We start from the raw sequence: 12,532 nt of genomic DNA, 5'->3' as shown, positions 1-12,532 counted from the left end.
TTTAATATTACTGCTCGAACTTAGCTTTCTCTCTCTTTTCTACTTCGGAAAGGCGCTTCAATTTGATGCCTAACTCTTTGGCTCTAAAGCGAGTAAATAAGATATTGCCCACGAAACCTAGAGTCGTCAGAAGCAGTTCTATAGCCGCTAATAAACGTTCACCATCGTCTACATACAAGATAGTTAATGCGTGTAGGAAATAGAGCATCAAGACGAAATTCGCCCATGCGTGCGTATAAGGTTTTCCTGCTAAAATGCCCGGCAGTGGCAGTAACAGTGGGATAGCCCAAGCAATCGCCAGTGTGACATTACTGAGATGAGGGTGCGGTGAAAGCGTTATCTGCCAAGCCACCACCCAGAATAAAAGTGACAAGTTGCCCGCTAAAGCAAGGTAGCGAAATAGCTTGGTTTTGGGAGACATAGCCTTCTCTGGCATATACATCATTGAGAAATTCCCTTTTGGTTTAACGCGATGCGCGCTAGGCGTTTACCTAGGTTTTGCGCCAACTCAATCTCTTCTTTGCTAAGCGAAGCGCTCTCTCCAGTACTGCTTGCACCATAAGGCGTACCACCGGTTTGCGTGGTGTGCAGTGCAGGCTCTGAGTAGGGGATGCCCACGACTAACATGCCGTGATGAAGCAGAGGCAACATCATGCTTTGCTGTGTCGTCTCTTGACCACCATGCAGTGATGAAGAAGAGGTAAAGACACAAGCTGGCTTATCGATGAGATCACCATTGATCCACATTGATGTCGTGCTATCCCAAAAGTGCTTCATTGGCCCGGCCATGTTGCCAAACCAAACCGGACTGCCTAGCGCCAAACCATCACAAGATCGAAGCTCTTGTAACGAGGCAATAGGATCGGTTGGTTGATAGCGCGAATCAGGCTGCTCTTCTACCGTGTACACGTCGTTCACCGTTCTTAACATGGCTTCACAGTCCGGGATGGACTCCACCCCTCGTGCAATCTGCCTTGCTAGAGCTTGTGTGTTGCCGTGGCGACTGTAATAAAGAACAAGAATGTTAATGCTCATATTGGATTACAGAATCTCTAGCACTTGCTCTGGTGGACGACCAATTTTTGCTTTGTTGTTCGCGACAACCACTGGGCGCTCAAACAGTTTTGGATTGGTTGCCATCGCGGCGAAAAGATCTTCATCAGTAACCGAAGCATCGCCAAGGTTTGCTTCTTTGTAGTCCGCTTCTTTGGTGCGCATCATGTCGCGAACACTGTCAAAACCAAGCTGAGTGAACAGTACTTTCAGCTGTTCAACTGTTAACGGAGTCTCCAGGTATTTGATGACCTCTGGCTGTACGCCGTTTTCCTGAAGCACTTCTAGAGTTTGACGGCTCTTTGAGCAGCGTGGGTTATGATAAATCACGACAGACATGGTTCTTCCTCATTATTATTTTTGATTTAGTTGTTTAGCTGAAGCCACCAGGGGTGACTTCTTTTTTGTGTAACGTTGAGCTTTCTTTTTATTCTGGTAACGAGCTGTTACCAGTAAACATCCTATTGTAGCGACAAGAAGCGTTCTCTCTGAATCATTAGCTGATCAATTCGAGCGTCGTAGCGTGCTTGTTTTAGGCTTCCTAATTCTGCGATTTGACTTGCTTGCGTGTAGTACTGAATCGCTTTGTTCCAGTTGGCTTGCAGAGCCAAAATTTCTGCACGAGCAGCCAGTTCTTCGTCGCTATTACCAAGGCTCGTATTTACTTTTGAAAGTAAGTGCCAGCCATTGGTGTCGTTCGGATTATCGTGGGTGTAACGTTGCAATACGCGAACAGCTTCTTGTAGATCTTCATTTTCAATCAGTGCGTTGGCGTAGTTAATGGTCAGAACCGGGTTGTTTGGTTGACGAACCAGTGCCGATTTAAGTTCTTTAATGGCAACCTCAGGCTGTTTCTTCTCGATGTGCAGATCGGAAATAGCATCTAGATAAAACAGGTTGGTTGGATCGCTGTTAATCAGCTTGTTCAGAATCGGCTCTGCTTTGTCTAATTTTTTAGAGTCTAGGTAAACCAGTGCTTGGCCATATTCTAATGACGGAACCAAAGCTTTAGGGGCTTTCTTTAGCTGACGCTCAAACCAATCAAGAGCTGCATCATTATTAATGCCAGCATAGCGCGCAACAATGCGGGCTCTTGCTAGGTGGTAGTCCAGAGACGGAGCCAGTTTCAGTGGCGGGTAACTACGAGCACGAGCACGTGAATCGGTGATTCGGTCTTCTGGTAATGGGTGAGTCAGTAGCATTGGCGGTGGTGTACTTGCATAGCGGTATTCATCAGCTAAACGGCCAAAGAAACGTGGCATAGCATTCACATCAAACCCAGCTTTTGCCAGCGTGTTGATACCAAAGCGGTCGGCTTCTTTTTCATTACTACGTGTGTAGTTGATTTGGCTTTGCATATTACCCGCAGTCGTTGCCGTTAGGGCTGCAATGCCGGCTTCAGGCGCTGCAATTGCGAGTAATACAGAGGCTGCTAGCGCTGCAATGGTTGCTGGAGAGCGGCGCGCTTGGTCTTCCATACTACGCGCTAAGTGACGTTGGGTTACGTGCGCGATTTCGTGCGCTAATACAGAAGCCAATTCACTTTCAGATTGTGCATGCAGGAATAGACCTGAGTGCAAAGCAACATAACCACCAAAGAAAGCAAAGGCGTTGATGTTGCGGTCACGGATCATAAAGAACTGGAAAGGTGTCTTTACATCATTTGCGTTCGCGACCAGACGATGGCCAAGCGTATCAATATACAGGTTTAGAACTGGGTCGTTTACGATAGGCTGGCTGCTTCTGATGATGCGCATGTAGGCATCACCATAGATAAGCTCTTGGTCGATAGTGAGTGTGCCGCCAGCAGCGGTACCGATATCTGGTAGCTCCAAACTATTGGTATTCGCCATAGTTGGGGTGCTTAATGTGGCTGCGATGCATAAGCAAGCAATTGAGCGAGCGCGTTTAAACATATTAGTCAGTAATACTCCGTTTCTTCTGACAGTAAGACAAGTGCAATGCAAATTGGTTCTTTATCTGATTTAACCTTTGCCAAGTGCGTGCGCTATCATGAAGGAAGATGAATGAATGATGGCGCGTTTTCAAAAACAGATTACAATACGACCCTTATAATAAGCATCGAGCTCAAGAATGACACCTAATATTCTAGATTTACGCCAAGAGCGCTGTCCAATGGCGCTATTATTAGCCAAGCGTCACAGTGTAAAGTTAGAAGTAGGGCAATCATTGTCAATTTATGTCTCTGATAACAGCTCGATGAAAGATATTGTTACTTATTTGTCTAAGCAAGCCTATGACGTCATCACTGAGGTTTGCTCTAATTACCATCATCTCCTCGTCACTAAAAAGGAATTGCAGTCAGATGCTTGAAATGGTCAATCGTTGGTATAAACGACGTTTCTCTGATCCCCATGCTGTCAGTTTGGTTGCCATCATTCTCTTCGGCTTTATTACGATCTACTTCTTTGGTCACCTAATTGCACCACTCTTGGTTGCGATTGTGTTGGCTTATTTGCTTGAGTGGCCTGTTACCCAACTTCAAAGACTCGGTGTTCCAAGAACGCCCTCGGTGATGTTGGTGATCATGATGTTCTTTAGCGTGATGCTACTTGCGATCTTTGGCTTGGTACCAACCATTTGGGAACAAGTAGGTAACCTAATCAATGACATCCCAAGCATGTATGGCAGTTTACAAAACTTCATTGCAACGATACCTGAACGCTATCCAGAATTAGCCAACCTGCAGATCGTTGAGTCCATTATGTCTAACGCCAAGAATAAAGCGTTAGGTTTTGGTGAAAGTGTTGTCAAAGGCTCTCTTGCTTCTCTTGTGAGCTTAGCGACCTTGGCGGTTTACTTGATTCTTGTACCACTGCTTATCTTCTTCTTGTTAAAAGACAAAGAAGAGATGATCAGAATGGCGAGCGGTGTACTTCCTCGAAATCGTCGTTTAGCGACCAAAGTATGGGAAGAGATGAACCAGCAAATCTCGAACTATATTCGCGGTAAAGTCTTAGAGATTTTAATCGTTGGTGGTGTCAGCTACGTAACCTTCGCGATTCTGGATCTGCGCTATTCAGTCTTGTTGGCTGTCGCGGTTGGTTTCTCGGTACTAATTCCTTATATCGGTGCGGCAGCTGTGACTATTCCGGTGGCGATCGTTGGTTTGTTCCAATGGGGATTAGAGCCTCAGTTTTACTGGCTGCTTCTCGCTTACGGTATTATCCAAGCGCTAGATGGCAACGTGCTCGTTCCGGTTCTTTTCTCTGAAGCGGTGAACCTGCACCCAGTGGCTATTATTGTTGCCGTGTTAGTGTTTGGTGGACTGTGGGGATTCTGGGGCGTGTTCTTTGCTATCCCGTTGGCAACGTTAGTTAAGGCGGTTTGGAATGCCTTACCGAGTCACGCATTAGACGATGACCCCGAACATCAAAAGTAATTGATCTTGTTATAGAAAAAGGCCGAACATCCATGATGTTCGGCCTTTTTGCTCTTAGCTTAATGAGTGTTGCTATTGCCTTAGAGAGTGGTGAATCTAAGTCATTAACTCACTCAAATAGCCCTTAAGCTTCTTGATTGAAGTAATCTAGAACCACTTCGTGGTGAGTCTTAGTCTTGAACTTGTTGAAGACGTGTTCAATCTGGCCTTCTTCATCAATTAGGAAGCTAATACGGTGCAGACCATCGTATACTTTACCCATGAATTTCTTCTCGCCCCAAACACCAAACTGTTCAGCAACGCTGTGGTCTTCATCAGATAGCAGGGTGAAGTTTAGAGATTTCTTCTCAACGAAGTTTGGTAGACGTTTTACTGGGTCAACACTCACACCTAGAACAACCACGTTTAGTTCATCAAGCTGTGCTTTGATATCACGCAGGCCTTCCGCTTGCACAATACAACCTGGAGTCATTGCTTTTGGGTAAAAATAGAAAAGTACTTTTTTACCTTTGAAGTCACCAAGAGATACGATATTGCCATCTTGATCTGGAAGAGAAAAAGCAGGTGCTGGAACACCAGCCGTTAGCGTATTCATGACATTTCCTTTTTAAAGACTGTTTTTGATAAAGTTGAGCGAGCCTTGGACTGATAGGCTCTGACACAGCGAATCGAATTCTTCTTGTAGCTGCATCAAGTTACATTCTGATTGCACAGAAGCGGTAATAGAGATATGGAATTGGTCGTTATCGAGTTGAACCTTAGACTTATTGATGGTTCGTGCACTTAACGAATCGAGGCCGATGTTTCGGTCTGCGAAGAACTGGGTAAACTGCTCAGTAAGTCCGATTTTATCGTCTGACTCAACGAACACCTCTACTGTGTAAGAGTTCTCAATAACATCATGAGTTGAGGTTCGCTTCATAATCGTAATCAAGTCGTGCTCTTGTCCAAGCAAGGGCAAGGTGGTTTCAACGCGGGTAATGTTGTTTGCCTTTCCAGACAGCAGCATGATAAGCGTAAATTCTTCGCCAAACAGGGCGATACGGCTATCAATAATGTTACAGCCTGATTGGGTGACTAAATGAACCACTTGGTTGCATACACCTGGGCGATCAGTGCCCACAGCTGTGATTACTAGATGTTGAGTCATAAAATCACGTCTCTTTATATTCCATTGATTCATGCATGTTAGCACAGTTAGCTCGTGGAATAAGCGTGCGGGCGGGGCTTTTTATGAGCGACCTTGCTTCGAACATGCAACCAATGATAAGAATATCGAGCGCGTTAAAAAATGAGATAGAGCGATGAGAGCACAGCTTACTTGTTACTGACATCCAGTGATGTGCTATCCGCTAGATTGAGTGCAGGTTACCCAAATTTTAGGTAGAACGCCGTTAGAAGTCGTTTTACCTCAAACATACGACAATATTTAATGCAGATGTTGCCGGTAAGCCACTTTAATGTCTTGTGTTTATTGATTGGCTTACAGTAACATGCAAAAAGAATAAATTAAGGGAGATAGACATGTTTTCAGGAAGTATCGTTGCGCTAGTTACGCCATTTAATACAGATGGTGAAGTGGATTTCGACAGCCTTAAAAAGTTAGTTGAGCACCATATTGCTGCAGGTAGTGATGGTCTGGTTGCGGTTGGCACAACAGGTGAGTCTTCAACACTCACTATTGAAGAGCATGTCAAAGTCGTCAATAAGATCGTTGAATTTGCTGATGGTCGTATTCCCGTTATCGCTGGTACAGGTGCAAATGCAACTCACGAATCTGTTCTATTCAGCCGTTTGTTGAATGGTTCTGGTATTGCTGGTTGCCTGAGTGTAACGCCTTACTACAACAAACCGACTCAAGAAGGTTTGTACCAACACTACAAAGCGATTGCTGAAGTCAGTGACGTTCCACAAATCCTATACAATGTTCCAGGTCGTACTGCGGTAGACTTGCTTCCAGAAACGGTTGCTCGCCTTGCTGAGATCGAAAACATCGTTGCACTTAAAGATGCGACGGGTGATCTCGACAGAATTGCAATTCACCGTGAACTTTGTGGCGAAGACTTTATCTTACTAAGTGGTGATGACTTAACAGGTCTAGAATTTGTTAAGCGTGGTGGCGATGGCGTGATTTCTGTAACGAATAATGTTGCAGCCGCTGATATGGCAACCATGTTCAAGCTAGCGAAAGAAGGTAAGTTTGAAGAAGCAGAAGCGATCAATGAGCGTTTGATGCCTCTACATAAGAATTTGTTCGTTGAGTCTAACCCTATTCCCGTAAAATGGGCGGTTCATAAAATGGGTCTGATTGCTGAAGGTGGCTTACGTCTACCGCTGACTGAACTGTCAGAGCCAGCTCAACCTGTTGTTGCTCAAGCAATGACTGAAGCGTGCATTTACTAAAACGTATGAAGTGATGCCGAAGCGAACCTTCGGCATTTAGGAGTATAAATGAAGTATTCTCACCAGCTAGTGATTGGGTCACTGGCTGTTTTCGTTCTTACAGCATGTTCTGGCAGCCCGACTCAACGTCGCCAAGCCAAAGATGATTTCGAATACTTAGAAACACCTGAGTTTTCACAATGGCAGTTGCCTGAAGATGCTCAGCCTCAGTTCTACCCAAATTTTGACATCCCAAGCGGTGAATTCAGTGGTGGTACAGGTCGTGAAGTGGATATTCGTCCACCGCAACAGGTTCTTGAACTGATCCCGGGTGCTCGTGCTGAGCGTCAAAACGGTGAAGTGACACTATGGCTTCTTCGTGCTGAAGAGGCTGACCGCGTGTGGCAAACGGCTGTAGATATGCTGGCTCAGCGTGGCATTGGTATTCGTGAGCAATCAGAGAATGAGATTGAGACCGATTGGGTAACTTGGGTTTCTGAAGATGAAGACGTAGAGATTGGCAGCCGCTACTCTATCTCTCGTTTCCAAGCAAACAACCGTCATGGCTTCAAGATTAATCTGATTGATTGGCGTGAAGGTACTGAAGAGAAACCAGTAACGGCAACCAATAAAGAGCGTTACAACGCGTTCCTGACCAACCTAGTTATGGCTAAGTACGATGAAAACCTTCGTGCTGAAGCGGCGCTGAAAGCGCAAGAGTTGGTGAAGCGCATTCCAATTTCAATGGGTGCTGACCGTAGTGGTTTCCCTGTGATTATTGCTCGTACGCCATACAATGTATTCTGGCAGCGTCTGCCTAACTTGTTGCCTGAAATGGGCTTTGAGCTTGAAGAACGCAATCAATCTCAGGGTACGGTGAAGGCGAAGTACGCAGCACCAGATGATGAGTTCTGGGAAGAAATTGGCCTACAGCCTATCGACTTAGCGCCAGGCACTTACAACTTCCTATTTGGTGATCTTGGCAACCGTACGTCAATCAACGTAACGGATGCATCAGGTAAGCCAGTAGAAGAAGAGCTGCTTAAATCAATGGTTCCGGTACTGGCGCATATTGCTGACCAAACCAAAGATGACAAAGAAGCGAAAGCTGAGTAGTTGCACTTAAGCCGTCACAGAGCTGAGTTAAATCAGCCTTGTGATTAGCTCAAGCCAATAAAAAAGAGGACACACTGTGTCCTCTTTTTTTGTATTCGTTGTCATCAGGCTATATTAGTCAATCAAGCTGATTAGCCAAAGAAAAAAACTATGCGTTTTTATTGTCTTTGGATTCTTCTTTTTCAGCTTTCTCTTGGTTAAGTTTATCCAAGCGATTGAGCTTATCTAAGTCTCGCTCAGTTTTACCACGTCCCGTCAGATCCATATTGGCGGTCTGTTTGAGCGCTGCGATGTTGCCCACCACAACGCTAACCACGATGATGATGATAACCCAAGGGTTTGTAAGCCACTCCAACATAAGCGCTCCTAATGACTGATATTCGCTACGAAGCGCGCATAGATCTCGTCTAGCTGCTCCATAATAATCTCATACCCTAATATTGGCTTAGATTGGAGTTGCTTGCCAAGTAAAGTCGGAGATAACTGTGATAAACACGACTCCGATACTTTGCGATGGCTGATATGCCATGGTTCGACCGCCACACCACCGAGATCTTCGCTATAAGGAAAAAAGAACCCAAATTGCGAAGCGTGAACAGATAGCCATTGGTAAAATGCCTGCTGGTGGCCAGTAAGGTATTCCCATGGCTCTAATTGCAGCTGTGTGCCTTCAGGTAAGTCGTTTCGAGCAAAGACATCAAAGTCACAACCCCAATGGTGACGGCTCGCTCCGGGAAGGGCAGACCACCTCAGGATTGCCGACAATTTCTGATGTTCACTGAGTGCTGAAGCATCAAGTGGTTGGCTCTCTGAATCCAATATTGGCGCTTCACCAGAAAACTTACGGTTCCAAATCAGAGATTGCCTTGCGTAGTCGCGAAAGCCACTGGCAATTTCCATTTTGAAACCAGCAAGTTGAGCAGCCTCAATCAAATTGTTTAGGTCATCTTTGACCTCACGGTGAACCAAGAAGGTTTTGCTGCCAATGAGGCTAGGTTCTAGGTGAGAATCTGATTGTCCGGTTAGCTGCTCTGGTGTCATAACGTGTCTCTCAATAATTAGATGCTATGAATCGCTAATGAAAGAACTATTTAGCGAACAGGTTCACTAATGTTCTTTCGTACATGTCAGTTAGCTTTTCTAAATCTGCCACTTTCACGCATTCGTTAACCTTGTGAATCGTTGCGTTAACAGGACCTAGTTCTACCACTTGCCCCTTCATGCGCGCAATAAAGCGACCGTCAGATGTACCACCTGTGGTAAGCAGCGCTGGCTTAACATCATTCACGTTACCGACGGCATCGACAATAGCATCAAGCAATGAACCAGCGTCTGTTAAGAACGGGTCGCCATTGAAGGTCCATTTCAGATCGTATTCGAAGTCGTACTTATCGAGCGTCGTTGTGATTCGTTCAACGATGATGTCGTTGCTTAACTCTGTGCTAAAACGCAGGTTAAACTGAACATTAAACTCGCCAGGAATCACGTTTGAAGCACCCGTACCTGCGCTTACATTAGGGATTTGGAAACTGGTTGGTGGGAAGTAGTCATTACCTTTATCCCACTCAGTCGTTGCCAACTCGTTGATTGCAAGTAGAGAGCTGTGTACCGGGTTATTCGCAAGGTGAGGGTAGGCAACATGGCCTTGTGTACCTTTAATCGTTAGGTCGCCAGTGATAGAGCCACGACGGCCGTTCTTCACGACATCACCCACGAACTCAGTGCTCGATGGTTCACCGACGATACACATATCGATGTTTTCACCGCGCGCCATTAATGCTTCAACAACACGTACTGTACCGTTGATGAAAGGACCTTCCTCATCTGAAGTGATCAGGAAACCAATTGAGCCTGTGTGGTCAGGGTGTTTGGCAATGAACTGCTCGACTGCAACAATCATTGAAGCCAGAGAGCCTTTCATATCCGCAGCGCCACGTCCATGTAGGAAACCGTCTACGATAGTCGGTTCGAATGGCTTGGTGTTCCACTGTTCGATTGGGCCTGCAGGCACCACATCAGTGTGACCAGCAAAAGCAAACAGAGGCGCTTCAGTACCACGGCGAGCCCAGAAGTTCGTCGTATCTTCAAATACCATCACTTCGATTTCAAAGTCGAGTGCTTTTAAGCGTTCAATCATCAGGTCTTGGCAGCCTGCATCTTCTGGTGTTACCGATTGACGGCTGATTAGGTCTTTTGCCAGAGCCAAAGTTGGGCTATCTGTCATCCTTGAATTCCTTGTTTAAATAAAACGTCTAGTCATTAATTTTTAGGCGCTGATTCAATGATCAACGTCCTGTTGTCTGTCTATGTAAATACAACGATCTAAGCAAAAATAGCCGCGTATTGGTCGGCTTTAAATCCGATGTGAAGCTTGTCCTCTACTTTTAAGATTGGGCGCTTGATCATTGCAGGTTGTTCAACAAGCAAAGTCACCGCTTTTTCTTCTGTTAGGGTGTCTTTCTGTTCTTGAGAAAGTTGACGATAAGTCGTACCACGTTTGTTTAGCACAAGCTCCCAACCTAGCTCAGAACAGAAGCTTGTTACTAGCTCTTCTGTGATGCCTTGTTTGCGATAATCGTGAAATTCGAACTCGATACCTTCAGCTTCGAGCCATTTCTTTGCTTTTTTAATGGTGTCGCAATTTGGGATACCAAACATGGTGATAGTCATTATTCTTCCTTTGAGTGATTTTATTTCATTGTTATGAGTTGAATCCTATCAGGAAGCGGCAACTCAGACAAAATAGAGTGATGAATATTTCATAGAGTGAAAAAAAAGCGTAAGAAAATGTCACTATTGGAGACTTATTGATCAGCCTCAACATGTTGTCAGCGAAAAAAGAAATAATTGAGCTGCACATATATAGGAGGTGTCAATGGAGTTGAGTCCTGTTTTTGCAAGGCGGCTATATTTAGCATTGTTAGTGGAAAGCCTTGATAGGCCAAATGTGCCTAAACTCATCGAAAAAACGGGGTGGCCTCGTCGTACTATTCAAGATGTACTCAAGGCGTTACCGGGGATCGGTATCGAACTTATGTTTGTTCAAGATGGGCGACGTCATAATGATGGCTATTACCAGTTATCCGACTGGGGGCCATTTGACAGTCAATGGGTTATCCAGCGTAAAGGCGATATAGCAACAAGCCTTGGATTTAGTGCATAAGCCAGCGAAAGCTGGCTTTCTTTTTTTAGAATAGAAATAGTAGGGAGCATCTCGCTAATGTGAATGGTGAGCTACCCCATTACGTTTCTATTTACTTACACAGATAGGCAGTTCCCAACATAGTCACGGAAGTCGAAAAATCTTGGGGAAGTGTGAATATCACGGTATCTGCGCCTAGCTCAATCGTATTCGACTTGAGTTCATTCATGGCGCCTTGAATCAATGTGTCATTCGGGTAAAACAGGTAGCTGTACCAATGGCCTTCGCTGCCTGTGACTTCCCCTTTATACTCGCATTGCTCGATATTAATCACACCGTGGTAATCCATTTGCACTTTGTCAGCTTCGCTATGAGGTATTGATGTTGGTGTCGTGCAACCTAACAATGCACCACTCATAGCTAAAGCGATTAATTCCTTTTTCATACGATTACCCTGTTATTTCATCAAATAAATCGCGAAGCCTATCCAGCTAGCGATCAGTAGTAGCCACGGTAATTTGTTGCCGTGATTTGATGTTGTTTCAACACTCGTGTCGACATTCTGTTCTTGGTCTTGATTAGTCTGTTGAGTTTGTTTCTCTTTCTGTACACGCTTTTTTGCTTTGTCGGCTTGGCGACTGCGCTCTTTTTGCTGTTTCTTGTACAGTGCGATGCCTTTCTCGATACCTTGAGCAATCAACTTGGTTTGTTCTTTGGTTTGAGCTGGCTTTTGAGTCGCTTTGGCTATCTTCAGTGCTTCTTGTTGAGATTCAACAGACGGCGTATTAGTTTTCTTTTTCATACTGAGTTCGATAATTAAAACGGATTGGCTACTAAGATAACGCAAAGCTAGTTAAGTATGAATGATTTGCGTTAAAGTGTTGGTTTGAAAACAACTGAAAGTGAGATTTGTGCGGTACTCCATAGAACAATACGATAAGCACGGCTTTTTAAAAGCCCCAATCCTATTATGGTTAGGTTGGCTGTTTCTGGCGAAAGCTTTGGTTGTTTTCATTGTCGCAGGAGCAAGCCGAGAGTCAGGCACTGACATACTCGAAATTATCTATCCAGATCATCAAATGTTTTATGTTGGGATCGCGTTGAGTGTGCCTAGTTTGCTACTGATGTGGCTATTTGGACTAAGATCGCCAGATAGAAAACGCCTCAATAAAGTCGTGTCGTGGGGGCGTTGGGTCACCATGACGGCTATCTTGGCGCAGGGCTCACATACGATTTATTTGATCTATTTGGATAATGGATGGTTCCGCTGGTCCAATGGCATCACTTTATTGCTGCTTTTATGGTTATCGCTTTACCTGACTAATAGCCATGCTGCTAGGGATTGCTTTAAAGTGGTTGAGCACGAAGACTGATTCTCATCAAAACATTTGTCCCATTCCCAATTATACTTAGAAGCTAAAAAATGAAAGGATTAA

18 protein-coding genes are annotated in these 12,532 nt (G+C 44.8%); 6 read left to right on the top strand and 12 right to left on the bottom strand.

What is annotated here, in order from left to right; genetic code table 11:
• Nucleotides 1-7: 7 nt before the first annotated feature.
• From MSG34_RS08715 to MSG34_RS08700, 4 genes are all read right to left on the bottom strand, one after another.
• Nucleotides 8-445 carry a DUF2069 domain-containing protein gene (locus tag MSG34_RS08715; protein ID WP_050644962.1) on the bottom strand — a complete coding sequence of 146 codons (438 nt, stop codon included), beginning with the start codon at nucleotides 443-445 and terminating at the stop codon, nucleotides 8-10.
• Nucleotides 442-1,035, bottom strand: a complete 594-nt coding sequence (gene wrbA, locus MSG34_RS08710; RefSeq protein ID WP_050644963.1) for an NAD(P)H:quinone oxidoreductase — start codon at nucleotides 1,033-1,035, stop codon at nucleotides 442-444. Before wrbA ends, MSG34_RS08715 begins: the two co-directional genes overlap by 4 nt.
• Nucleotides 1,036-1,041: 6 nt before the next feature.
• Nucleotides 1,042-1,392 (bottom strand): arsenate reductase (glutaredoxin), encoded by a 351-nt coding sequence (gene arsC, locus MSG34_RS08705; protein WP_017060711.1) that lies wholly within the window; start codon nucleotides 1,390-1,392, stop codon nucleotides 1,042-1,044.
• 122 nt (nucleotides 1,393-1,514) lie between these two features.
• Nucleotides 1,515-2,969 carry a M48 family metallopeptidase gene (locus MSG34_RS08700; RefSeq protein WP_050644964.1) on the bottom strand — a complete coding sequence of 485 codons (1,455 nt, stop codon included), beginning with the start codon at nucleotides 2,967-2,969 and terminating at the stop codon, nucleotides 1,515-1,517.
• 178 nt (nucleotides 2,970-3,147) lie between these two features.
• Between MSG34_RS08700 and MSG34_RS08695 the strand changes: the two genes are divergently transcribed.
• Both MSG34_RS08695 and MSG34_RS08690 read left to right on the top strand, forming a co-directional pair.
• On the top strand, nucleotides 3,148-3,387 hold the full coding sequence (locus tag MSG34_RS08695) for a sulfurtransferase TusA family protein (protein WP_017060709.1): 240 nt from the start codon (nucleotides 3,148-3,150) through the stop codon (nucleotides 3,385-3,387).
• Nucleotides 3,380-4,456: an AI-2E family transporter gene (locus MSG34_RS08690; protein WP_248337045.1), complete on the top strand. Its 1,077-nt coding sequence runs from the start codon at nucleotides 3,380-3,382 to the stop codon at nucleotides 4,454-4,456. Before MSG34_RS08695 ends, MSG34_RS08690 begins: the two co-directional genes overlap by 8 nt.
• 124 nt (nucleotides 4,457-4,580) lie before the next feature.
• On the opposite strand, the gene bcp is transcribed toward MSG34_RS08690, so the two are convergent.
• Both bcp and MSG34_RS08680 read right to left on the bottom strand, forming a co-directional pair.
• Entirely contained in the window at nucleotides 4,581-5,051 is a 471-nt protein-coding gene (gene bcp, locus MSG34_RS08685) for a thioredoxin-dependent thiol peroxidase (RefSeq protein WP_050649614.1), read from the bottom strand.
• Nucleotides 5,052-5,063: 12 nt separating this feature from the next.
• Nucleotides 5,064-5,606 (bottom strand): glycine cleavage system protein R, encoded by a 543-nt coding sequence (locus tag MSG34_RS08680; protein ID WP_017060705.1) that lies wholly within the window; start codon nucleotides 5,604-5,606, stop codon nucleotides 5,064-5,066.
• A 374-nt stretch (nucleotides 5,607-5,980) separates the two neighbouring features.
• Here MSG34_RS08680 and dapA point away from each other — a divergent pair, with 374 nt between their 5' ends.
• The gene (dapA, locus tag MSG34_RS08675) at nucleotides 5,981-6,859 is read left to right on the top strand and encodes a 4-hydroxy-tetrahydrodipicolinate synthase (protein ID WP_017060704.1); all 879 of its coding nucleotides are present in this window, start codon (nucleotides 5,981-5,983) and stop codon (nucleotides 6,857-6,859) included.
• Nucleotides 6,860-6,907: 48 nt separating this feature from the next.
• Nucleotides 6,908-7,954, top strand: coding sequence for an outer membrane protein assembly factor BamC (bamC, locus tag MSG34_RS08670; protein ID WP_248337043.1), 1,047 nt, complete (start codon nucleotides 6,908-6,910; stop codon nucleotides 7,952-7,954).
• A gap of 148 nt (nucleotides 7,955-8,102) precedes the next feature.
• Here the strand turns inward: bamC and MSG34_RS08665 are convergent, their stop codons facing one another.
• From MSG34_RS08665 to MSG34_RS08650, 4 genes are all read right to left on the bottom strand, one after another.
• Nucleotides 8,103-8,312, bottom strand: coding sequence for a DUF2897 family protein (locus MSG34_RS08665; RefSeq protein WP_248337041.1), 210 nt, complete (start codon nucleotides 8,310-8,312; stop codon nucleotides 8,103-8,105).
• An 8-nt stretch (nucleotides 8,313-8,320) separates the two neighbouring features.
• Nucleotides 8,321-8,995 carry a M15 family metallopeptidase gene (locus MSG34_RS08660; protein WP_248337040.1) on the bottom strand — a complete coding sequence of 225 codons (675 nt, stop codon included), beginning with the start codon at nucleotides 8,993-8,995 and terminating at the stop codon, nucleotides 8,321-8,323.
• Nucleotides 8,996-9,041: 46 nt separating this feature from the next.
• A complete protein-coding gene (dapE, locus tag MSG34_RS08655; protein ID WP_248337038.1) occupies nucleotides 9,042-10,178 on the bottom strand; it encodes a succinyl-diaminopimelate desuccinylase in 1,137 nt (378 codons plus the stop codon).
• 98 nt (nucleotides 10,179-10,276) lie between these two features.
• Nucleotides 10,277-10,624 carry an ArsC family reductase gene (locus tag MSG34_RS08650; RefSeq protein WP_248337036.1) on the bottom strand — a complete coding sequence of 116 codons (348 nt, stop codon included), beginning with the start codon at nucleotides 10,622-10,624 and terminating at the stop codon, nucleotides 10,277-10,279.
• 205 nt (nucleotides 10,625-10,829) lie between these two features.
• On the opposite strand from MSG34_RS08650, the gene MSG34_RS08645 reads away from it, so the two are divergent.
• Nucleotides 10,830-11,117, top strand: a complete 288-nt coding sequence (locus tag MSG34_RS08645) for a helix-turn-helix domain-containing protein (RefSeq protein WP_004734273.1) — start codon at nucleotides 10,830-10,832, stop codon at nucleotides 11,115-11,117.
• 91 nt (nucleotides 11,118-11,208) lie between these two features.
• Here the strand turns inward: MSG34_RS08645 and MSG34_RS08640 are convergent, their stop codons facing one another.
• Together MSG34_RS08640 and MSG34_RS08635 are read right to left on the bottom strand one after the other, a co-directional pair.
• Nucleotides 11,209-11,541, bottom strand: a complete 333-nt coding sequence (locus MSG34_RS08640) for a DUF4156 domain-containing protein (RefSeq protein ID WP_048616132.1) — start codon at nucleotides 11,539-11,541, stop codon at nucleotides 11,209-11,211.
• A gap of 12 nt (nucleotides 11,542-11,553) precedes the next feature.
• On the bottom strand, nucleotides 11,554-11,898 hold the full coding sequence (locus MSG34_RS08635; protein ID WP_172379893.1) for a DUF2956 domain-containing protein: 345 nt from the start codon (nucleotides 11,896-11,898) through the stop codon (nucleotides 11,554-11,556).
• A 109-nt stretch (nucleotides 11,899-12,007) separates the two neighbouring features.
• Between MSG34_RS08635 and MSG34_RS08630 the strand changes: the two genes are divergently transcribed.
• A complete protein-coding gene (locus MSG34_RS08630; RefSeq protein WP_048612193.1) occupies nucleotides 12,008-12,469 on the top strand; it encodes a DUF2919 domain-containing protein in 462 nt (153 codons plus the stop codon).
• Nucleotides 12,470-12,532 lie beyond the last annotated feature (63 nt).

It is taken from the genome of Vibrio sp. 1CM2L (assembly GCF_023161695.1).
In the GTDB taxonomy this organism is placed as follows: Bacteria; Pseudomonadota; Gammaproteobacteria; order Enterobacterales; family Vibrionaceae; genus Vibrio; species Vibrio coralliirubri.
Note: the sequence above shows the minus strand (reverse complement) of the source record. Positions and strands in the feature narration are given on the sequence as shown.

What these genes read in the sequence shown, in the direction of transcription:
- MSG34_RS08665 (WP_248337041.1), bottom strand. Translation starts at nt 8,312, where the DNA reads ATGTTGGAGTGGCTTACAAACCCTTGGGTTATCATCATCATCGTGGTT.
- bamC (WP_248337043.1), top strand. Translation starts at nt 6,908, where the DNA reads ATGAAGTATTCTCACCAGCTAGTGATTGGGTCACTGGCTGTTTTCGTT.
- dapA (WP_017060704.1), top strand. Translation starts at nt 5,981, where the DNA reads ATGTTTTCAGGAAGTATCGTTGCGCTAGTTACGCCATTTAATACAGAT.
- MSG34_RS08650 (WP_248337036.1), bottom strand. Translation starts at nt 10,624, where the DNA reads ATGACTATCACCATGTTTGGTATCCCAAATTGCGACACCATTAAAAAA.
- MSG34_RS08640 (WP_048616132.1), bottom strand. Translation starts at nt 11,541, where the DNA reads ATGAAAAAGGAATTAATCGCTTTAGCTATGAGTGGTGCATTGTTAGGT.
- MSG34_RS08645 (WP_004734273.1), top strand. Translation starts at nt 10,830, where the DNA reads ATGGAGTTGAGTCCTGTTTTTGCAAGGCGGCTATATTTAGCATTGTTA.
- MSG34_RS08695 (WP_017060709.1), top strand. Translation starts at nt 3,148, where the DNA reads ATGACACCTAATATTCTAGATTTACGCCAAGAGCGCTGTCCAATGGCG.
- arsC (WP_017060711.1), bottom strand. Translation starts at nt 1,392, where the DNA reads ATGTCTGTCGTGATTTATCATAACCCACGCTGCTCAAAGAGCCGTCAA.
- MSG34_RS08680 (WP_017060705.1), bottom strand. Translation starts at nt 5,606, where the DNA reads ATGACTCAACATCTAGTAATCACAGCTGTGGGCACTGATCGCCCAGGT.
- dapE (WP_248337038.1), bottom strand. Translation starts at nt 10,178, where the DNA reads ATGACAGATAGCCCAACTTTGGCTCTGGCAAAAGACCTAATCAGCCGT.
- MSG34_RS08700 (WP_050644964.1), bottom strand. Translation starts at nt 2,969, where the DNA reads ATGTTTAAACGCGCTCGCTCAATTGCTTGCTTATGCATCGCAGCCACA.
- MSG34_RS08715 (WP_050644962.1), bottom strand. Translation starts at nt 445, where the DNA reads ATGATGTATATGCCAGAGAAGGCTATGTCTCCCAAAACCAAGCTATTT.
- wrbA (WP_050644963.1), bottom strand. Translation starts at nt 1,035, where the DNA reads ATGAGCATTAACATTCTTGTTCTTTATTACAGTCGCCACGGCAACACA.
- MSG34_RS08635 (WP_172379893.1), bottom strand. Translation starts at nt 11,898, where the DNA reads ATGAAAAAGAAAACTAATACGCCGTCTGTTGAATCTCAACAAGAAGCA.
- MSG34_RS08690 (WP_248337045.1), top strand. Translation starts at nt 3,380, where the DNA reads ATGCTTGAAATGGTCAATCGTTGGTATAAACGACGTTTCTCTGATCCC.
- MSG34_RS08660 (WP_248337040.1), bottom strand. Translation starts at nt 8,995, where the DNA reads ATGACACCAGAGCAGCTAACCGGACAATCAGATTCTCACCTAGAACCT.
- bcp (WP_050649614.1), bottom strand. Translation starts at nt 5,051, where the DNA reads ATGAATACGCTAACGGCTGGTGTTCCAGCACCTGCTTTTTCTCTTCCA.